The 20,976-nt window shown below is 31.4% G+C and carries 21 protein-coding genes and 1 riboswitch; of the genes, 16 read left to right on the top strand and 5 right to left on the bottom strand.

The window, feature by feature from the left end:
- Positions 1-7: 7 nt before the first annotated feature.
- Entirely contained in the window at positions 8-895 is an 888-nt protein-coding gene (locus HZY82_RS03775) for a DMT family transporter (protein ID WP_135156819.1), read from the bottom strand.
- A gap of 214 nt (positions 896-1,109) precedes the next feature.
- Between HZY82_RS03775 and purH the strand changes: the two genes are divergently transcribed.
- Positions 1,110-2,621 carry a bifunctional phosphoribosylaminoimidazolecarboxamide formyltransferase/IMP cyclohydrolase gene (gene purH / locus HZY82_RS03770; protein ID WP_179938697.1) on the top strand — a complete coding sequence of 504 codons (1,512 nt, stop codon included), beginning with the start codon at positions 1,110-1,112 and terminating at the stop codon, positions 2,619-2,621.
- A 91-nt stretch (positions 2,622-2,712) separates the two neighbouring features.
- The gene (gene purD / locus HZY82_RS03765; protein WP_179938695.1) at positions 2,713-3,948 is read left to right on the top strand and encodes a phosphoribosylamine--glycine ligase; all 1,236 of its coding nucleotides are present in this window, start codon (positions 2,713-2,715) and stop codon (positions 3,946-3,948) included.
- Between the two features lie 198 nt (positions 3,949-4,146).
- Here purD and HZY82_RS03760 read toward each other — a convergent pair whose 3' ends face one another.
- Positions 4,147-5,700 (bottom strand): ABC-F family ATP-binding cassette domain-containing protein, encoded by a 1,554-nt coding sequence (locus tag HZY82_RS03760; protein WP_179938692.1) that lies wholly within the window; start codon positions 5,698-5,700, stop codon positions 4,147-4,149.
- A gap of 134 nt (positions 5,701-5,834) precedes the next feature.
- Between HZY82_RS03760 and HZY82_RS03755 the strand changes: the two genes are divergently transcribed.
- Positions 5,835-6,641 carry a lipoate--protein ligase family protein gene (locus HZY82_RS03755; protein WP_135156811.1) on the top strand — a complete coding sequence of 269 codons (807 nt, stop codon included), beginning with the start codon at positions 5,835-5,837 and terminating at the stop codon, positions 6,639-6,641.
- A 13-nt stretch (positions 6,642-6,654) separates the two neighbouring features.
- Positions 6,655-6,960, top strand: a complete 306-nt coding sequence (locus tag HZY82_RS03750) for a glycine cleavage system H family protein (protein WP_135156809.1) — start codon at positions 6,655-6,657, stop codon at positions 6,958-6,960.
- Positions 6,961-7,166: 206 nt separating this feature from the next.
- Here the strand turns inward: HZY82_RS03750 and HZY82_RS03745 are convergent, their stop codons facing one another.
- Positions 7,167-8,498 (bottom strand): MATE family efflux transporter, encoded by a 1,332-nt coding sequence (locus tag HZY82_RS03745; RefSeq protein WP_135156807.1) that lies wholly within the window; start codon positions 8,496-8,498, stop codon positions 7,167-7,169.
- Positions 8,499-8,828: 330 nt separating this feature from the next.
- Entirely contained in the window at positions 8,829-9,002 is a 174-nt protein-coding gene (locus tag HZY82_RS03740; RefSeq protein ID WP_167753233.1) for a hypothetical protein, read from the bottom strand.
- A gap of 378 nt (positions 9,003-9,380) precedes the next feature.
- Between HZY82_RS03740 and HZY82_RS06690 the strand changes: the two genes are divergently transcribed.
- The 5 genes from HZY82_RS06690 (at position 9,381) to HZY82_RS03715 (ending at position 12,279) form a co-directional block, all read left to right on the top strand.
- Positions 9,381-9,482: a YSIRK-type signal peptide-containing protein gene (locus tag HZY82_RS06690; protein WP_135156864.1), complete on the top strand. Its 102-nt coding sequence runs from the start codon at positions 9,381-9,383 to the stop codon at positions 9,480-9,482.
- A gap of 253 nt (positions 9,483-9,735) precedes the next feature.
- Positions 9,736-10,566: an exodeoxyribonuclease III gene (locus HZY82_RS03730; RefSeq protein ID WP_135156805.1), complete on the top strand. Its 831-nt coding sequence runs from the start codon at positions 9,736-9,738 to the stop codon at positions 10,564-10,566.
- Between the two features lie 77 nt (positions 10,567-10,643).
- Complete coding sequence (locus tag HZY82_RS03725; protein WP_135156803.1) at positions 10,644-11,135, top strand: DUF4064 domain-containing protein; 492 nt, start codon at positions 10,644-10,646, stop codon at positions 11,133-11,135.
- 87 nt (positions 11,136-11,222) lie between these two features.
- Positions 11,223-11,708, top strand: coding sequence for a DUF4064 domain-containing protein (locus tag HZY82_RS03720; protein WP_135156801.1), 486 nt, complete (start codon positions 11,223-11,225; stop codon positions 11,706-11,708).
- 73 nt (positions 11,709-11,781) lie between these two features.
- A complete protein-coding gene (locus HZY82_RS03715; protein ID WP_135156799.1) occupies positions 11,782-12,279 on the top strand; it encodes a hypothetical protein in 498 nt (165 codons plus the stop codon).
- Between the two features lie 118 nt (positions 12,280-12,397).
- On the opposite strand, the gene HZY82_RS03710 is transcribed toward HZY82_RS03715, so the two are convergent.
- Positions 12,398-12,970: an ECF transporter S component gene (locus HZY82_RS03710; protein ID WP_135156797.1), complete on the bottom strand. Its 573-nt coding sequence runs from the start codon at positions 12,968-12,970 to the stop codon at positions 12,398-12,400.
- Positions 12,971-13,078: 108 nt separating this feature from the next.
- Positions 13,079-13,191, bottom strand: a riboswitch (FMN riboswitch).
- Positions 13,192-13,310: 119 nt separating this feature from the next.
- Between HZY82_RS03710 and HZY82_RS03705 the strand changes: the two genes are divergently transcribed.
- The 7 genes from HZY82_RS03705 (at position 13,311) to yycI (ending at position 20,965) form a co-directional block, all read left to right on the top strand.
- On the top strand, positions 13,311-15,083 hold the full coding sequence (locus HZY82_RS03705; protein WP_135156795.1) for a glycerophosphoryl diester phosphodiesterase membrane domain-containing protein: 1,773 nt from the start codon (positions 13,311-13,313) through the stop codon (positions 15,081-15,083).
- 144 nt (positions 15,084-15,227) lie between these two features.
- The gene (locus tag HZY82_RS03700) at positions 15,228-15,632 is read left to right on the top strand and encodes an FxLYD domain-containing protein (RefSeq protein WP_135156793.1); all 405 of its coding nucleotides are present in this window, start codon (positions 15,228-15,230) and stop codon (positions 15,630-15,632) included.
- Between the two features lie 55 nt (positions 15,633-15,687).
- On the top strand, positions 15,688-16,143 hold the full coding sequence (locus tag HZY82_RS03695) for an FxLYD domain-containing protein (RefSeq protein WP_179938688.1): 456 nt from the start codon (positions 15,688-15,690) through the stop codon (positions 16,141-16,143).
- A gap of 135 nt (positions 16,144-16,278) precedes the next feature.
- A complete protein-coding gene (yycF, locus tag HZY82_RS03690; RefSeq protein WP_179938685.1) occupies positions 16,279-16,980 on the top strand; it encodes a response regulator YycF in 702 nt (233 codons plus the stop codon).
- On the top strand, positions 16,980-18,848 hold the full coding sequence (locus HZY82_RS03685) for an ATP-binding protein (protein ID WP_179938682.1): 1,869 nt from the start codon (positions 16,980-16,982) through the stop codon (positions 18,846-18,848). Before yycF ends, HZY82_RS03685 begins: the two co-directional genes overlap by 1 nt.
- Positions 18,849-18,857: 9 nt before the next feature.
- Positions 18,858-20,180: a two-component system activity regulator YycH gene (gene yycH / locus HZY82_RS03680; protein ID WP_179938679.1), complete on the top strand. Its 1,323-nt coding sequence runs from the start codon at positions 18,858-18,860 to the stop codon at positions 20,178-20,180.
- Positions 20,181-20,185: 5 nt separating this feature from the next.
- Positions 20,186-20,965, top strand: coding sequence for a two-component system regulatory protein YycI (gene yycI / locus HZY82_RS03675; protein ID WP_135156783.1), 780 nt, complete (start codon positions 20,186-20,188; stop codon positions 20,963-20,965).
- Positions 20,966-20,976: the final 11 nt, after the last annotated feature.

Raw genomic sequence — 20,976 nt, 5'->3', positions numbered from 1 at the left:
CTCCTTTTTAGTTGTCTCTTTTTTTGATTTGGGATACTAGGATTCCTATAAAGAGTATTAACATACCTGTAATTTCTCTAATAGACAAGCTTTCTCCTAGAATAAATATAGCTCCTAGGGTGGCGAATACAGCTTCTAGACTTAGTATTAGGGAGGCTGTGTTTGCGGGCACATTTCTCTGGGCAATTATTTGTAAGGTGTAGGCTATCCCACTTGATAGAAGTCCTAAGGCTAGTAATTCCTTAAGTATGGATACAATATCAGACAATACAAAGCCCTCAGTGAAAAAAGCAAAAGTTAGGGAGAAAATAGCTACTGTGATCAATTGTCCTATTGATAAATACATGGAATTTACTCTAGTTGCAGAGTAGCCTATTATTAATATATGGGCAGCGAATAGGAATGTTGATAGCAAAATTAGGAAATCTCCGTATTCTAGAGTAAAATCTTCTTTTATTGATAATAAATATAGACCTATAATTGATAAGATTAGTCCCCAAAGAAAATTTCTATCTATCTTATGACCTAGAAAAAGTCCGATAATAGGAACTATGCAGATATACATAACGGAGATAAAACCTGCTTTACTTGCACTAGTGTAGGCCACTCCTGCTTGTTGGATATACATTCCTAAGAAGAGTGTTAGGCCACAGACAAAGGATAAGACTATATTTTGATTTTTAAAAGTCTGGATTTTAATTTTTGCTTCTTGTGACTTATATAAAGTTGGAAAAAGTTTTACTATTACTAATAGTAGAATGGAGGCGATGAGTGCTCTAAAACCCACCACGCTAAATGAACCTAGTAATTTGCTGGCTAAGTTTTGCCAAACAAAGGACAGGCCCCAAATTAGAGTTGTGATTACTAATAATATTTCGGATATAAATTTTCTCATATTAACTCCTAAAATTTTTATCAATTCATTATAGCATTAAGTCAAGAAATTATCTATAAGACGAAAAACCAAGTATAATTCGTGAAAGATAGATAAAAACTATTTTTATCTTTGTAAATGTATGATTTATATGTTAAAATATTTATTAGTTAGTATTTTAATTGTATATTTAGTAATAAAATGCAAATTATTTATGAAATTAGGAGATTTTTTTATGACAAAAAGACGTGCTTTACTTAGTGTTTCTGATAAAAGAGGATTAATCGAATTTACTAAAGGATTGGTGGATAGAAACTTTGAGCTTATTTCTACAGGGGGAACATACTCTACTCTTAAGAATGCAGGAATTGAAGTTAAACAAGTTTCTGAAATTACTGGTTTTCCAGAGATTATGGATGGTCGTGTGAAGACACTGCACCCAGCTGTACATGGTGGTATTTTGGCTAATCGTTCTATTCCTGCTCACTTAGAGGCTCTAGAGGAGCACAAGATTAAGCCTATAGACTTAGTCTGTGTAAATCTTTACCCTTTTAAAGAGACTATTGCTAAACCTGATTGTACGGAAGCTTTAGCTATTGAAAATATCGATATTGGTGGACCAACAATGCTACGTTCATCTGCTAAAAACTTTAAGGATGTTATTGTAACTGTTGATCCAGCAGACTATCCGGCAATCTTAGAAAAACTTTCTGAGGGGACTGATGATTATGAATACCGTAAAGAATTAGCAGTTAAGGTATTTGACCATACAGCTACTTATGATAGACAAATCGTAAACTACTTTGTAGATGAAAATATTGAGCTATCGTATACATCAAAAGAAACTTTACGTTATGGAGAGAATCCTCAACAAAAAGCTTACTTTTATAAAGAATTAAATCCGGCTGATAACACAATCGCAGGAGCAAAACAATTACATGGGAAAGAATTATCTTACAATAATATACGTGACGCAGATGCAGCTTTGGAAGTTGTTAAAGAATTTACAGAGCCAGCAGTAGTTGCTGTTAAGCACATGAACCCTTGTGGAGTTGGGATTGGTCAAGATGTATTTGAGGCATATAGTAATGCCTATGAAGCGGACCCAGTTTCAATTTTTGGTGGAATTATAGCCTTAAACCGTGAAGTAACTAAGCAGGTAGCGGAAGAAATGTCTAAAATTTTCTTAGAAGTAATTATAGCTCCATCTTTTACAGAAGAGGCATTAGAAGTACTTACTAAGAAAGCTAACTTAAGATTATTAACTTGCCGACCAGAAAAATCAGAAGAAGAAACTATGCAATATGTATCAGTATCAGGTGGACTATTGGCACAGACGGTAGATTCACTAGGTTTAGGAGATGCTGATCTAAAAGTAGTAACAGAAAAGCAAGCTAGTGCAGAAGAAGAGAAAGCATTTGCTTTAGGTTGGAAAGTAGTTAAGCACGTTAAATCAAATGCAATCGTCTTAGCGACGGCAACAAGAACAATTGGAATTGGTGCTGGCCAAATGAACCGTGTAGGTTCGGCTAAGATTGCCTTAGAAAAATTAGAAGGTCAAGAAGGAGTTATTCTAGCTTCTGATGGATTCTTCCCTATGGGAGATACGGTAGAATTGGCTGCTAAATATGGAATAAAAGCAATTATTCAACCAGGTGGTTCTATCAAGGATCAAGAGTCAATTGATGAGGCTAATAAAGCGGGAATTGCAATGGTCTTAACAGGAATTAGACACTTTAAACATTAGGTCTTAGTAGATTTATAGCTAGTGAGAATTTCTATTATATAAATAGTAGTCAAAAATTGGGATTTCCCGGGAAATATTCGAAGGAGATAAGATGAAAGTATTAGTAGTAGGTCGTGGTGGAAGGGAACACGCCTTATGTAAAAAAATCAGTCAGAGTAAAAAAGTTAGTCAGGTATTCGTAGCACCTGGTAATGATGGAATGAAGAATGTAGCAAACTTAGTAAATATAAACGAATTAGATTTTGCTGCTTTAAAAGAATTTGTATTAAAAGAAAATATTGAATGGCTAATAGTAGGGCCAGAAGAACCACTTGTAAAAGGAATTTATGACGAATTAGCAGATGTGGTAAAAGTCTTTGGACCAGACAAGTATACTGCCCAAATGGAGGGTTCAAAAGCCTTTGCTAAGGAGGTTATGGCACGTTTTAATGTTCCTACGGCTGCCTATGAAGAATTTACATCATTTGATAAGGCACATGAATATGTGAAAAAATCAGCCTACCCTCTAGTTCTAAAAAAAGATGGTTTAGCTGCTGGTAAAGGGGTAGTTATACCAGAAACTTATGAGGAAGCAGTGGAATTTTTAAAAGAATTTTATGAAGAAGATGCTACTTGCAAGTTAGTAATTGAAGATTTCTTAGAAGGAGAAGAATTCTCTCTAATGTCATTCGTTAATGGTTCAACAGTAATTCCATTTGATGAAATTGCCCAAGATCATAAGAGAGCTTATGACAATGATGAGGGTGCCAATACTGGAGGAATGGGTGCATATACACCTGTACTTCAAATTTCTAAAGAGGCGCGTAGACAAGCGGTTGAAGAAGTTCTTATTCCGGTCTGTGAAGGACTTGCTAAAGAAGGAACTCCTTACCACGGTTTTCTATATGCAGGTCTTATCTCAACTAGAGATGGAGTAAAGGTTATTGAATTTAACGCCCGTCTTGGAGACCCAGAAACTCAAGTTTTATTAGAGAAAATGGACTCAGATATTATGGAAGTAATAGAGGCCGTTTACAATAATGAAAAGATTGAACTGGCTTGGTCTAAAGATAGTGTCTTAGGTGTAGTTTTAGCGGCGGAAGGTTACCCAGCAGACTATGTAAAAAATGCTCAAGTAGATAATTTTAATTTAGATGGAAATTACTATGTAGCAGCTCTTAAAGAAGATGAAGGAAAATGGTATTCAAATGGAGGAAGAGTTTTACTAGCCTACGGTCGTGGCCAAGATTTGGCTAAAGCTAAAGAGAATGCCTATAAAGAAGTAGAAAAATTAAAAGCAGATCAATTATTCTATCGCAAGGATATAGGGAATAAGGGATTAAAATAAATAGATTTTAAAAGAAGTTGATTGTTATCAACTTCTTTTTGATTATCAAAGACTTAAACAAAAGAGATAGATAGGTATTCTTGGAAATTATGTTGACCAATTCTTTTAGTAATTGCTAGTAGAGTCTAGTTTGAAAACTGCACTTTTTTTATTTCATTAAAAACAAGAGCACAAGAAAACTCTTGTGCTTAATTTGTCTTATCCTTTTAATTTTGAATATTGTGAGAAGTCCCAAACATCAGTTACTAAACCGTCATAAAATTCAGGTTCATGACATACCATTAAGATGGAACCCTTATATTCTTTAAGAGCACGTTTCAATTCATCTTTTGCATCTACATCAAGGTGGTTGGTAGGTTCGTCAAGGATTAGGATATTAGACTCAGCATTTTGTAATTTACATAGTCTAACCTTAGCTTGCTCTCCTCCGGAAAGAACCTTAATTTGACTTTCGATGTGCTTAGTAGTTAATCCACACTTAGCAAGAGCTGCACGAGCCTCTGCTTGGTTTAGATAAGGGAATGTATCCCAAATTTCGTTAAGGCAGGTCTTAGACATATCTCCGCTCATTTCTTGTTCAAAGTAGCCAATCTCCAAGAAGTCTCCTTTTTCAACACTTCCGGAAATTGCTGGAATTAGACCTAGTAGAGATTTTAGAAGAGTTGTTTTACCAATACCATTAGAACCGGTAATAACAATTTTTTGACCACGTTCCATACTCAAGTTAAGGGGTTTAGTAAGTGCTGAATCATAACCAATCTCTAAGTTTTCTGCTTGGAAGATATATCTTGATGGAGTTCTAGCTGTTTTGAAATCAAATTCTGGCTTTGGTTTTTCTTGGGCTAGTTCAATCATATCCATCTTATCAAGTTTCTTCTGTCTAGACATGGCCATATTTCTTGTAGAAACACGGGCCTTATTTCTAGCTACGAAGTCTTTTAGGTCAGCAATTTCTTTTTGTTGCTTGTTGTAAGCAGCCTCAAGTTGTGATTTTTTCATTTCATAAACTTCTTTAAATTTGTAGTAATCACCGACATATCTAGTTAATTGTTGATTATCCATGTGGTAGATTAGGTTAATTACAGAGTTTAAGAATGGAATATCGTGGGAGATTAGGATAAAGGCATTCTCGTATTCTTGTAAATAACGTTTTAGCCATTCAATGTGTTCAACATCAAGATAGTTAGTAGGTTCATCTAATAATAGGATATCTGGTTTTTCTAATAGCAGCTTAGCTAATAAAATCTTAGTTCTCTGCCCTCCAGAAAGTTCGGTAACATCAGAATCTAAACCAAAGGCAGTGATACCTAAGGCACGAGCAACTTCCTCTACTTTAGAGTCAATGATATAGAAGTCACGGCTATCTAAAATTTCTTGTAATTCTCCAAGTTCTTCCATCAGACTGTCCATATCAGCATTTTCATCAGACATTTCCATATAAATATCGTTAATTCTTGCTTCAATTTCGTATAAATGTTCAAAAGCAGCTTGTAAAACCTGACGAATAGTCATTCCTTTTTCAAGCACAGTGTGCTGGTCTAGGTAACCAACACGAACACGGTTACTCCATTCAATCTTTCCTTCGTCTGGCTGAAGTTTACCAGTAATAATGTTCATGAAGGTAGATTTCCCCTCACCATTAGCACCGATTAATCCAATATGTTCTCCTTTTAAAAGTCGGAAGGACACATTGTCAAAAATTGCACGTTCACCAAAACCGTGCGTAAGTTTTTCTACGTTTAATATACTCATTCATATCTCCTTACTTAAATTAATAAAAAGTCTTTTATATTATACTATAAATAATCATTTATGGCGAAGAAAGTTGATAAAAGATCTATATTAAGTTAAAATAAATTGTAGTGAAAAAAGTAGGGGAATTAAAGATGGATTTTCAAAAATTAAAAAAATTTCCAGTTAAGATATATGAAGATTGGATAGAAGATCTTAGGGATCTTAAAAGACCCTTTGTTTTAACGGAATTATTCTTACGCAATGCTAATGAAAATAAAGAAGATATGGTCTTGCATATTTGGCCTATGACCAAGTGTGTAATTTTAGGTATGCTTGATAGGGAGTTGCCAGAGATTGAAAAAGCCAAGGATTATTTAAGAAGTCAAGGTTATGAAGTAGTAGTTAGAAATCAAGGTGGCTTGGCAGTAGTTGCTGATGAAGGAGTTCTTAATTTTTCTTTTATAGTAGCCAATGCTTTAGAAGAAAATATTTCTATGCCTCATGCCTACTTGATGATGGTGGATTTGGTAAGAGAGATGTTTTCGGATTTTTTTGGAAGAATAGATTATTTTGAAATGGAGGAATCTTATTGTCCGGGTGCTTATGACCTAAGTATAGCTGGTAAGAAATTTGCAGGAATTGCCCAAAGAAGAATTAAGGATGGGATAGCAGTATCTATCTATATAAGTGTCAATGGAAATCAGCAAACTAGGTCTAATCTTTTAAAAGAATTTTATAAGATTGGTAAGAATGGGCAGGAAACTATTATAAAATATCCAAATATAGATCCGGATTGCATGGAATCTTTAGATATTCTTTTAGGGGAAGAACTTACCATGGAAAAGATGATAGAGATTATTTATAATAAGTTAGAATTGTTAGGCTTTAAGGTCGATAAAATGTCCTTTGATGGAAGTTTACAGGAAAAATATGATATACTATATAAAAAATATAAATAGTTAGGAAGAAAAGATGGAAAAAATAATTAATGATATTTTAGTAAGTGAAGAAAATGGTGTTTATACTTTATCGATGACTGCTAAATTGCAAGACGATATGGGAGAGTTAGCATTTGTAGCTTTCACTAAAGAAGAAGTTGTAGAGAAAGATGATATTTTAGTAGATGTAGAAGCATCTAAAACAACAATGCCAATTTTAAGTCCGGTTTCTGGTAAGGTTTTAGAAGTAAACAAGGCTGCTGAAACTAATCCAAAGTTATTAGATTCAACAAACCCAGCAGATAACTGGTTGGCTAAATTAAGCGATGTAGAATTTTAAGTGAATAAAATCTCCAAAAGCTTGCATGCTTTTGGGGAGTATTTTTTATTTTATTCACTAAATGAGAAGAATAGTTACTTATTATAAAAATTTTCTATCTTGTAAATTTTAATTAAAATTGTAAAGATAGCTCAATTTTTGACGGCAGAGAGCTGTAAATGTTAAATATCATAAAAAAGACTTCTGGAAAATTTCCAAAAGTCTTTTTATATTTGCTTTCTTTTTGGATTGGTTAGGTAGTAGTAGGCAATTATTAGAGCTATACCTGTTACTATCCAAGTTAGTAAATCTGCCAGTGCTATAGTAAAGAATCCTAGTGAAGATGTTAGGCTTACTACAACTAAAACACGCATAGTAAGTTCGATAATTCCTGCAAACATAGCAGATATTGGGAAGCCGAAACCTTGAAGGGCTGAACGGTAAACAATTAGTAAGGCTAGGATTGGATAGCCCCAAATGACAGTATCAAAGTAGATATTTGCTACTTGGATAATTAAAGGATCTGGACTTTTTGTAAAAATTCCTACCATGGATGGGGCAAATAATTTTATGATAATAGCACAAAGAATGCTTAAAACAATAGCAAGAGATGAAACTATCCTAACCCCTCGATCAATTCTTTGTCTATTTTTTGCACCGTAGTTCTGGCCTATAAATGTAGCGATAGAGCTTGCTAGGGCTACAAATACAAAAATAAATATGTTTTGTATTCGGATAGCAATAGAAAAACCTGCTATATGCTCTGTTGAGAAGTCATTAAGAAAAGTTTGAAGAACTATAACTCCGATTCCTGTAAATGAGAATTGTAATCCCATAGGAATAGCTTGAGTTATAAGTCTTTTCATAAGTTTTTTATCGGCTACTTTTTCCTCTTTTTTTATTCTAAGGTCGGGATATTTTTTATTTATATAAATATAGGAAGCTATTGAAGCTATACTTTGACTGATTATGGTAGCCAAAGATGCTGACCAAATTCCTCCAGACAGTATGACAACGAATATATAAACCAATATAATGTTAATGACAACTGAAAGCGCTAGGAAAAGGATAGGGGAAAAACTGTTACCTACACTTCTAAGCACAGCTGAAAATAGGTTATAAAATAGTAATGCCAAAATTCCTGAATATAGTACGATTAAGAAAATATTTGCCATATGGAAAAGATGATCAGGAGTATTCATTAGCTTTAAAACATATCCATTGATAAGGCTTAAAAGTAGGCTGATTATAAGTCCTAGTCCTATAGATAAGAGAATAGAATTGTAGTAATACTTTCTAAATTTAAGCATATCCCTAGCTCCGTAAGCCTGGGAAAGGCTAATAGAAAAACCCTGAGTCATCCCCTGTATGAATCCTATAACTACAAAATTTATTGTCATAGCAATACCCATTGCTGCTATGGATTCTTTTCCTAGGTATTGACCTAGGATAATTGAGTTTACGATTAGGTATAAGTTTTGCAAAAGACCGGCTATAAAAATGAAAACTGCAAATTTTAATATATGTGGGAGTATGGCCCCCTTGGTCATATCGTTCATAAATTCCTCCTCTCATTAATATTCTATTTAAATATTATACACTAAAAACAGGAGAAAACAATGTTTACATGAAAATAAACTAAAATTAATTAAATAATTATTTAATTATCTAGGGGATTTAATTTTAGATGGATTGCTTGACAGTAAAAGTAGCAACTCGTCCGAATTATGACAATAAAAAAGAAGATTTTTCAATCTTCTTTTTGAGGGAATTATGAAATTTTATATAATTTAATTTACTAGTTAAATACTAGCTAGAATTATAGAAATATAATAATAGTTCATAGCTTGCATCATTAATTCTAAATCCCTTTAGACTCTAATTTCTTATTAATCAGACTTCTTACCACTTCTAACTGCTATATATACCACAGTTACTATATAATTTAGAATTTGTAAGTTGTTAGCTATCTTAGAACTGTCTGGATTATCAGAAATATAGGCATATAGATGCAGGATTATAGCTACAAAAATAATCCAGGCTAAAGGTAGAAATTTTTTCATAATGAGAGCCTCCTATGAAATACTATAAATAATAAGAATTATATATGAACGTATGTAGAAAGAATGGCAAGAAAAATATTTTCTTTATTCTTCTTGTTACTCATAATATAACATAAAAAATATAAAATAAACAGTCTTAAATTTTTAAAAAATATATGATATAATAAAAAGATAAGGGCTTTCAAATAACTGGATAGTCTAATAGTAATTTAGATAAGGCAAAAGTACGGAATTTTATATATTTAAAAGTTTGTTTCTTATTAGGATATTTATAAAATTTTTTATTTAATATAATTAGGAATTTACTTAAAAGTTTTTATCTTATAATAGCCTAGAAAAAATGTGAATAAGGGAGAGAAACCGAATCTTTAATAAGATATTGAAGAAGATTCAAAACAAGGATTTGCCATTAAAAAATATAGCTTTGGTTTAGCCTCAGTTTTAGTAGGATTATTCTTCTTAGTAGGAGTTTCAGCTTAGGCAGAAGAACTTGTTAATAAAAAAGTGAGTCAGTAAGTAGCTATTAATATAGTTATAGCTAAAATTATTAATCCGGGCCTCCCAGCAGGGCTAGCCATAGTTCTAGAAGGTGCAGGCTTACTATCTACAAGAAGAAAAGATAATAAATAATTATAAATACATCTCTAAAACTATTTTTGAGATGTATTTATATTTTTATAAAAATTTTTTTCTTGCTATAATAGAAAGTAATTAAAATTTAAGGAGAAAATTAATGAAACTTATATCATGGAATATTGATTCACTAAATGCAGCCCTAACAGCTGAATCTGCACGTGCTGTATTATCTAGAGATGTAATTGATGCACTAGTAAAAGAAGATGCTGATATTATCGCAATTCAAGAAACAAAACTGTCAGCAAAGGGACCAAGCAAAAAGCATTTGGAAATTTTAGCAGATTATTTCCCGAATCATAAAATAGTATGGCGTTCATCTATAGAACCAGCACGTAAGGGATATGCAGGGACTATGTTTTTATATAGAGATAGTCTAGCAGAGCCTGAAGTAACTTATCCAGAAATTGAAGCACCCTCAACTATGGATTCAGAAGGGCGTATAATTACTCTTGAGTTTGCTGATTTTTATGTAACTCAGGTTTATACTCCAAATGCTGGAGATGGACTTAAACGTCTAGCAGAGCGTGAAGAATGGGATAAGAAGTATGCTGAATATCTAGCAGAGCTAGACAGCAAGAAAGCAGTATTGGCGACAGGTGACTACAATGTTGCTCATAAGGAAATTGATCTTGCCAATCCAGCATCAAATCGTCGTTCAGCAGGTTTTACTGATGAAGAGAGAAGTGGTTTCACTAATTTATTGGCAAAAGGATTTACTGATACATTCCGTTATGTACATGGAGATGTGGAAGGAGTTTACACTTGGTGGGGACAAAGGGTTAAGACCAGCAAGATTAACAATACAGGTTGGAGAATTGATTACTGGTTAGTATCTAATCGACTAGCTGACAAGGTTACAAAATCAGAAATGATTGATTCAGGAGCAAGACAAGATCATACACCAATAGTCCTTGAAATTGAAATGTAAGTTATTGTAAAAAAATCGACTTTTCATTTTTATAGAAAATGTTATAATTGAACTATAAAAAATTAGGAGGAATAACTATGAACAGAACATGGGAGAAAGTATTGGCTTGGATTGCCAATGTAATATTAATTTTTGCGACAGGAGCTTTATCTCTTGTGGCATTTAGGAGCTCAACTAAAGAATTCTTAGTTAGGATGGGAGTTAAGGAAGAACTTGAATTAATTATGAAAGAAAATCCAAAATTAGTAGAGAGTGCAGCTATAACAGATTCTGATGTCTTCTTTGATCTTGTTGTTGGAGGTATTAGAGTATATTCCACAATTGCTATTTTAGTATTAGTCCTTGCTATAATTGCAAGTTTCTTGATGAAAAGAAGAATTTTATCAGGAATTTTATTCCTATTAGTAGCTTTATTAGTGACTTTAGGCTCATTTACAATCTTATATTATGTAGGATTCATCTATCTAGTCGTAGCTATTATGTTACTTGTTAGAAAAGAACCTAAAAATCAAGATCCTTTCGATCCAAATAATCCAGAAAACAAGCTGGATGGAATCAAATATGTTTAAAAATGAACTCGGGTAGAATCCGAGTTTATTTTTTATCATAAATATGATAGTATATAGTAAGAAATTAAATAATAGGAGGTATTTATTATGAAAAAATTTTCAAGAAAATGGGAAAAAATTATTGCCTGGACGGCAAATATATTAATGGCTATATTAGCTTTATTAGTGTGGGGATTATATACAATAGGAATTGATAGTTTAAAAAATGATAGAGCATTTAAAGAAAGTTTAGATGCTACTATCAGACAGGGTTCTTTTGATAGCCAAGGAATGAGAATGCTTTTGAGAACAGATAATGTAACAGCTGATTCATTTATATTCGCTATGGAATTTCTTCTTAAAGGATCTTTAGGATTTATGGTTGCAGCTTTAGTTATTGCCTTGATAGCAAGTTTAGTTATGAAGGCAAGAATATTCTCAGCAGTATTATTTATCTTAGCGGGAGTTTTATCGTTACCTACGTTCGGTTTCTTTTTAGCGGTATTATACTGGATAGTAGCTATAATCTTGTTTATCAGAAAAGAAAAAACAGTTCAAGCTACAAGTGAGCCAATAGATCAACCTTTAAATTAAGCAGTTTGAAAATAAGGGATTTTTTATTATGAGTGTGTTATCATAGTAAAGAGAGGATTTAAGGAGTGGTATTGTGAGAAAATTTTCTAGAAAATGGGAGAAGATGATAGCATATTTTGCTAATGCTATCTTGACTTTATTAACATCTATAGCTCTTTTCTTTGGATATTTTGGAGATACTAAAGTTTTAGTAGATTTACCGGGAGTGCAGGATGGAGTATCCAATATTTCAAGATACTTCTATCAAGTAAAACCAGACTTAGTTGATATTAGCTTTAATATAGATCAAGTAGCAGAATTACTACAATTATTTTTAAAGTTTTATAGTGTATTTTTATTGCTTATGTTATTATTAGCAGTAGTTGCATCTGTAACAATAGAGACAAGGGTGTCCTCGATTACTTTATTTATAAGTGTAGCAATAAGCATATCTGCCATATCATTGGGGAAACTATGGTTTATATCTCTAGCTTATCTAGTTGTAGCATTTTTACTTATAGTTAGAAAAAATAAGAGAAGAGTAATTAGAAATTTGTATGTAAAGCAGACGTCAAGTAGAACTCAGGCATAGGCCTGAGTTCTTTTTTTAGGCTCATAGTTATAGAAGTAAAAGCTTGATTCATAATAAATTAATTTGTGAAATTAGGGAAGATTTAGATTTATTTTAATAAAAAATCCTTAGGAAAGTCCTAAGGATTTTGTTTTTTAAACTTAACTAATAGAGAATTAGGTAGGTTTTGATATACTTTTTTACTTATGAAGAATAGTAGAATTAAGAAGGCTCCCTTGATTAAATTGAAAGGAATAATTCCATAGGCTACTATGGTTTTTACATTGTTGACTATATCTGCAAGGTTAACTATATAACCATACATTGGAAGAAGAACAAAGTAATTCATAAGTGACATTACTAAAGTTATTGCTAAAGTTCCAATAAGACCACCGATAAGGAATTTTTTAGTGGAAGCCTTGTAAACTTTTACTATACATGTAATAAATACAAACTCAACTATAAGTAAAGCTAGTGAGCCAGTTGGTTCATGAGATATTAATGCAAAGTGTAGCAGGTTCTTTAATAAGGCTACTACTAAAGTATGTTTATAACCCATTATTAGCAGTGCTAAAAATAGGGGAATAAATCCTAAATCTAAAGTTAAAAATGGTGGTAAACCTGGTACTGCCATTTTTACTTGTGATAGGATTAGAGAGAGCACAGCCATAAGTGCTGTTAATACTGTTGTGTGAACAGAATTGTTTTTCATAGAAACCTCTTTCCTATCTTCAGAGATAAAAAAATCGTATTCTGAAAATGAATACGAGGCAAAATAAAGATGATAAATAAACAGACAGAGTTTGCCCGTAGATTATCGCACTATCTTCTACCATCCAGACTATACTGTCGGTTTTGGAATTTCACCAAATCAGCATTCGCTCGCAGACTATAACTGCCGGTAGGGAATTACGCCCTGCCCCGAAGATAATAAAATTTTATAAATACAGTTTAACTCAAATTTTTTAACTTGTAAAGCATTTGATTTTATATAGAATATATGCTTGTCTTATGATATAATCTTGATATTATACTTAAAAAGGAGGAAGATTATGGATAATGCATTATCTCTTTTCAAGAGAGTTTGGAATATAATTTATATTCATAAGTATGCTTACTTTTTTAATTTTTTCATTGCTCAGTTATTGCTTATCCTAATGTCTGGAATTACATTTCCTAATTTTCTAAAATTAATCTTGTATATATCTGGAGAAGATAATTTAAATCAGGTTAATTTTTGGCAAATTGTAAGTAATCCTTGGAATATCTTGTTAATATTGTTGATGTTTTTAACTTTAGCATTTTTTATGTTTTTAGAGTATTCGATGCTTACGCTTTTTGTTTATAGCAAGATAAGAGAAACACATTTTTCTTTTAGGACAGTTGTTCGCCACAGTTTAAAAAAAGTAGGGAAACTTATTAATGCTAACTATGTAATTTTCATATTTTACTGTATTTTTCTTATGCCTTTTACCAGTTTAGGAATATCTTCGGTTCTTCTAGATGGAATATATATACCAAGATTTATTACGGGGGAAATAGTAAAAACAAGTTTTGGTTTTTATATGTATATCTTGGCTTTAATTGTACTGGGTTATATAAATTTAAGATTAATTTTTGTAATGCCTATTAGTGTAGTTAGTGGAAAAACTTTAATGCAATCTATTAGAAGAAGCTTTGTTTTGACTGAATTTAGAAGATTGAGTTGGCTTGTGGTAATTTTTCTATTTGTATTTATTTTATTCATAGTTTCAATTATATTTTTTGCTTTATTAGTAGTAATTATGACTTTCTTGGATCCAAGTGGAGATAGTTTAATCTATCAAACTATATTCTATACACTTGTTTTAGCTGGAATATTTGTATCCACTATTACTTTTAAGATGTTTTTTATCACTACTTTAGTAAAGGTTATTGCTGATAATAGTTATATTTCATCAGAATTATTAGAGCACCAAAAAGAAGAAGAAAAGAAATCTAAGATCTTGTCAGTTTTTATGGTTGTCAGCCTAATTGCCACAATGATTTACAATGCTAACAGTGTATATGTTAATGGAGTTATTAATGATAATATTAAAGTTGTAGGGCATAGAGGTTATGTTTCTGAGGCTGTTGAAAATACTTTAGAATCACTAGAAGCTGCTGCTAAAGCAGAAGTTGACTATGTGGAAATTGATGTTATGCAAACTAAGGATAACAAGTTTGTAGTTATTCATGATGACAAACTTAAGAGACTTGCTGGTCTTGATAAAAGAGTAAGAGAATCTAATTTTGATGAACTTATTGGTTTGGAAGTAAGTCAGTCAGAATTTAAAGGGAAAATATCTTCACTGGAAGACTTTATCGACAAGGCCAAGGAATTAGATGTCAAACTTTTAATAGAGTTAAAACTTTATGGGGCTGATAGTAAGTTATTCGCAGAAGAATTACTCAAAATTTTAGAAACTAAATCTAAAGTGGAAGATTATAGAATTATTTCTTTAGATTTAGGAGTTTTAGAAAAAATTGATGCTTTAAAACCAGAGATTAAAGTAGGTTATATAATACCACTTTTATTTGGTTCTATGTGGAACTACAAGGTTGATTTCTATGTAGTAGAAGATTTTTCTTATAACTTTACAATAGCTGGAAATGCTAGAGAGAACGATAAGGAAATTTATGTATGGACTTTAAATGACAAAGATAGGATAGAAAAATATTTAAGACAACCTATTGATGGAATAATTACAGATGAGCCTTATATAGTTAAGGAGACAAAAAAAGAAATTAAAGAGTCTAATACTTACTTTGATAAGTTGATCAGAATGATCTCCAACGAATTGTAGTAAATAGGATTTACTTAAAAAGTACTGATAAAATTGGTCAGTATTTTTAGGTAAATCCTTTATTTATTTAAAAAGTACTTGATTTTTTTTTTTTTTTTTTATGGTATAAATAGCATTATAACAAGGATAGAGAGGGCTAGCATAATGAAAATAATTAAATTATTAGGTGTTTTATTAGCAGGTGGACTTATATTAAATGCTTGTGCAAGTTCTAAAGATAATGTAGAAGTTAAAACATCTGGAGAAAATAAGTCGGAAGAAGCAAGCAAAACAAAGAAACCAGATTATGAGATTAAAGAAGTAAAGGTGGAAAATGATGGCTTTGCTATATATGTAACAGGTGTTTTAACTAACAATACTGATAGTGAGAAATCATATGTACAAGTTAGTATTCCGGCTTATGATGAAAGTGGGAATAAAGTAAGCGATGCATTTGCTAATGTAAATAATCTAAAAGCAAAAAGGACATGGAAATTTAGAGCAATGTATTTAGGTAAGGATAAAAATGTAACTTTTAAAGCCGAGGAAGCCGTAGTGAGTGGATTTTAATTAGGAGGATAAAGATAAGAAAATGAAAAATATATAATTGTTAGGTACTTTATTAATGACTTTATTTTTTGTCTTGGGCTGCTCTAATCAACAAACAAGTAGTGGGACTACAGGACAAGAAGGAGTAAGTGAAACTACAAAGAAAGTAACAACAGAATCTAATAAAAATAATCTAAGTGCTCCAGCAAAAAAATCAAATGTTACAGTGGAAGTAGCTACTACTGTTGAAAGTAAAGCGGAATATTTAGTTAAAGAAGTAAGACTGGAAGAAGACGCTAGTGGACAATATGTGACAGGGGTAGTTACTAATGATTCTAGTATTAGTAAAAAATCGGTCTATATAAAAGTTCCTGCTTATGATGCGGACGGAAATAAAATTGGAGATGCTAGTGATTATGTTAGTAATTTGAATTCTAAGGCTAGTTGGAAGTTCAAAGCACGTTATTATGGAAAAGATAAGAATGTAACCTTTAAAGCAGATGAAATTAAGGTAGAAGGATTCAACGAATAATTCTCTCAAAGACTCACATTGTGGGTCTTTTTTATATTAACAAGCCTTGCTGGAAAAAAAAATCAAAAAATGATATAGTAAAATAGTAAAAAACTATATTATGGAGCTTCCGTAATAATAAAGGAGGATAAGAGAATGAATAATTATAAGATTCTTGTTGTTGACGATGAGGAACCAATTGCTAAAATATTAGAATTTAACTTAGTAAAAGAAGGATATCAAGTTATAAAGGCCCATGATGGTGAGAAAGCTGTAGAACTAGCTTTTAATGAAAAACCAGATCTTATCCTATTAGATCTTATGTTACCAAAAAAAGATGGAATGGAAGTTTGTCGTGAAGTTCGTACAAAAATGAATGTTCCTATCATTATGCTAACCGCAAAAAACAGTGAAATTGATAAGGTCTTAGGGCTTGAGTTTGGAGCAGATGATTATGTTACTAAACCATTCTCGACTAGGGAACTTATGGCTAGAGTTAAGGTAAACTTACGTAGATCTACTCAAGTTGTAGAGGATAAAGATGATAAGGAAGAAGAATTGAAGATTAGGGATATAATAATTAATCCAGAAGCTTATTCAATTAAAAAAAATGGGGAGGAAATTGAATTAACTCGCCGTGAATTTGAATTATTTTATTATCTCTTCCAACATCAAGGGCAGGTTATGACTAGGGAAAACTTACTTCAAACTGTTTGGGGATATGATTACTTTGGTGATTTAAGAACGGTTGATGTAACCATAAGGCGTTTACGTGAAAAGATTGAAGATGATTCTTCTAATCCTAAATATATTGTCACTAGACGTGGAGTAGGTTATTATATAGGGGAAGAGGAATAATGAAATTCCCTTTTAAAAAAACTAGGAGATGGTTTTCTTCTATACGGTTTAAATTCGTTATAGTCTATGTATTGGTAAATATTATATCCTTACAGCTTATTGGTTTGTACTTCACAACTCAATTTAAGGCTAAGAATATAAGCAAGTTTCAGACTACAATAATAGAGCAAGAGAAAAAACTTAATTATAATATTATGGAGGAAATGGTTAAATTATCTTCCGATATGGAGAATAATAAGGCTATAGAATCTAATATAAATAAAACAGTATCTGAATTTTCATCTAATGATTTAGTACTTTTAAATGTAATTGATTCCAGTATGCAGATTATAGCATCGGCTAATACTAATTCATCAGAATCATATGTAGGAAAAAGGTCGGTAGATCCAATAGTGGAGGAAGCTATGAGAAGTGGGCAGTCTATTGGTAAAAACCAAACTGATGAATCTGGTAGGATTTACTGGACTTATGCTAATCCAATAAAAGCTGATAACAGGATAATTGGAGTCATCTACATAATGTCCGATATGGCAAACGTTTATTCAGATTCTAATGAAGTAACTAAGATATTTATATATGCTACAAGTTTATCTATATTGATAGTAACCTTTATAGGTTTATTTGCAGCCAAAACAATTACCAAGTCAATAGAGAGAATGTCTAACCAAGTAAGGAAGATGTCAGAAGGTAACTATGAGGAAATTCAAGGAGTCACTAGTAAAGATGAGATAGGTGATCTTGCAGTAGCCTTTAACCAAATGTCTAATAAAATCAAGGAAGAACAACTTATTACAGAGTCTGAAAGAAGAAAATTATCTACCATAATTAATTCTATGAAAGATGGTATTATATCTACAGATTCAAGTGGAAGAATTATTCTTATTAATGATTCAGCTAAAGAAATGCTTAATAAGGAAGAAGACTTTATCTATATTGGTGAACACGCTTTAGACATTCTTAATATAAATGAGTATCGTTCTATTAGGTCTATTTTAGAAGCAGAAGATAGTATGGTAATTTCGATAGGACAAGATGAAGAGGAATTATTGTATAGACTTGAATTTACAGAGGTTATCAGTGATGGATTAGATGACTATTATGGAGTTACTAAACTTGATGGCTATATCATAGTGATTTATGATGTAACTGAGAATGAAAGACAAGAAAAAGAAAGACGTGAGTTTGTATCTACGGTATCTCATGAATTAAGAACTCCTTTGACAACTATGAATTCATATGTTGAAGCTTTAGAGGAAGGAGTATTGGATGATAAAGAATTAGCACCAGTCTTTATAAATACTATCCATAAAGAAACTAATCGTATGATTAGGATGGTTAATGAATTATTGCAACTTGGTAAAATTGATATAAAAGAAGAACATTTTGATAAGGATTTGTTCGATATTAATAAACTTATGGAAAGAATTGTGGAGAGATTTCAACTTACACATACAGATAAGAACTTTATCTTGCACTTGCCAAATGAGGCTATCTTTGTTGATGGAGATCATGATAAAATAACTCAGGTATTTGATAACATTATTAATAATGCCGTTAAATACTCTCCTTATGGTAAGAATATAACAGTGAGGGTAAGGCAAAACTATAATCACAATAGGGTGTCTATTTCTATAAAGGATGAGGGAATAGGAATTCCAATTACCCATATTGATAAAATCTTTAACAGATTCTATAGAGTAGACAAATCTAGACAAAGGACTATGGGAGGAACTGGTCTTGGATTAGCTCTAGCTAAATCTATTGTAGAGGGACATAAAGGTAAGATATGGGCTCAAAGTAGAGAAGGATATGGAACGATAATTTTTGTAATGCTACCATCTGAAAAGCTTTATGATGAGTGGGAGTAGGTAATAACTATGAATAGAAAAGAATTAACAAAAAGTATAATATTATTTTCCCTAGTCGCATCGAGTATTTTCTTATCATATCTCATCACAGCTTACAAACCTGACTATGAAATACTCTCTACAGTAGTAAATAAAAAGGTAGAAGGGGATTTAGACAAGCAAAAACGCAATTCTCTTAACATATTAGCACCTCATATAGTTGTTGGGCACAAATCTTATTCAGCTGAGCAAACAGGCACTCCTGCAATTATAAAGGCTGCAGATACACCTGTGGTTAAGGATAGACAAATAATAAAAGAAATGTTGGAGTCTATATCTACTAAAGAAATAGATTATTCGAGGATTAGAAATCAATCTATAAGTGAAGTCTTATCTCAATCTAAGGACTATTACACATTAGAATACCAGGAAGCTATAGATTCGGGGTCGGCTAAATTATTATATTTTGCTAATACTAGTAATCAAAATTCGAATATAGTTTTTGATAGAGTCCTAATTTCGGACTTTAGTAAGAATTCTTTATATTTATATAAGTCGGGTTCTGATTCATATATGCAAGTTTTCTTCAAGGAAGATATCTATCCTATAGTAGAAAGTATATTTAAGCAAAATTCTAAAGAAGTTTCTAAGTATATAGTAGGAAGTAAGGAAATATACATAGACAAAGATTTATCTACTTACAGAATAGATGAATATGATGTCAAATCTATAGATATTACAGAAGTAGCTAATAATATATTTGATGAAAAAAGTGGTATTAAGATAAATAATATAGGTGAAAACTTTAAAGAGGTGACAGATGGATATGCTATTTTAAGAGAAAATGATGATAGTATAACCTATATAAATCCATCTAATTCTAATGAAAATGATCCTTTAAAAAATAATGAAGTTCAAGCTCTAGCGACTAATGAACTGATTAAAGGTTATTTGCCAGATATGCCTTATTCTATATCAGAAATACAGAAAAATGAAATTAAATTTAGAGAGAATTATAACTCATCTAATGTATACGAGAGTGATTATCCAGCACAAATAAGTTTTTTAGTTACTAAAACGGGTGTTCATAAGCAGATAATTCCTAAAATTGAGAGAAATCAATTAATCTCTTCTAAAGAATTACCAGTATTTTATATGGAAAATATAGATGCTATAATGAATTATTTATATAGGAATTTAAATATTTCTGAAATAAGTGCTATAGAATTAGCCTATCAAAAAAAGTATGATAGTGAGGGAGGAAAAATAACTTACAGTCCTACTTGGTATGTAAAATATCAAGATAAAAACTATACATATGAAGAAATTAAAGATAAGTTTAAAAAGGAGTAAGATATATGGAGTGGGGAAAGATAAAAACAATGTTTATATATCTCTTTGCTATACTTAATAGTGTTTTACTAGGATTTTATATTTATCTAGATTTTCAAAATAAGATTGAGAAGTATGAAGAAAAACAAGCTATAATAAATTCTATGAAAAATGATAATATTACAGTAGAAGAATATAAGCAAAGTAAAGAAAAGTTAACCAAGCTTTTAGCTACAGTAAAAAAAATCTCCTTAGATTCCGTAAGTAATAAACAAGATACTTACTTTTTAGAAAGTACAGGAGATTCAGAAAAATTAAATATCAAGTTTAGTAATCCTTTAACAAACGTTAATAGTAATTATAAAGAAAGTATAACTAACTTTATTGACAAGGAAGAAGGAATAAGGGAGGATTATTTATTTGAAGAATACTCTATAAGTGATAGAAAAATAAAGTATAGGCAAGCATTTGCCGGTCTTCCTATATATAATAATGATAAGGCACTTTTAAGTTTCGAGGTTGATTTAAAAGGGGATATTATTTCTGCAACTAAGACAGCCTTTGTTCTTAATAAATTAGGAGAAGAGCACACTATAGTCCCATATTCACAAGTTGTACAGAAACTTTATCATGAAAACTTAATTGGAAAGAATAGTAAGGTTAATGTAGATCTTGGCTACTATGTATATGTATCTCAGGTTGAAAATCAGGTACTGGTTCCCACTTGGGAAATCAGGGTATTGATGGATGAGAAAGAAAAGATTTATTATGTAGATGCCTTTAATATGAAAATAATTAATAATTAGACTGATAGTAT

Origin of the sequence: Gemella sp. GL1, from assembly GCF_013415365.1 — a bacterium.
GTDB lineage: Bacteria > Bacillota > Bacilli > Staphylococcales > Gemellaceae > Gemelliphila.
This window is presented reverse-complemented; position numbering and strand designations above follow the sequence as displayed.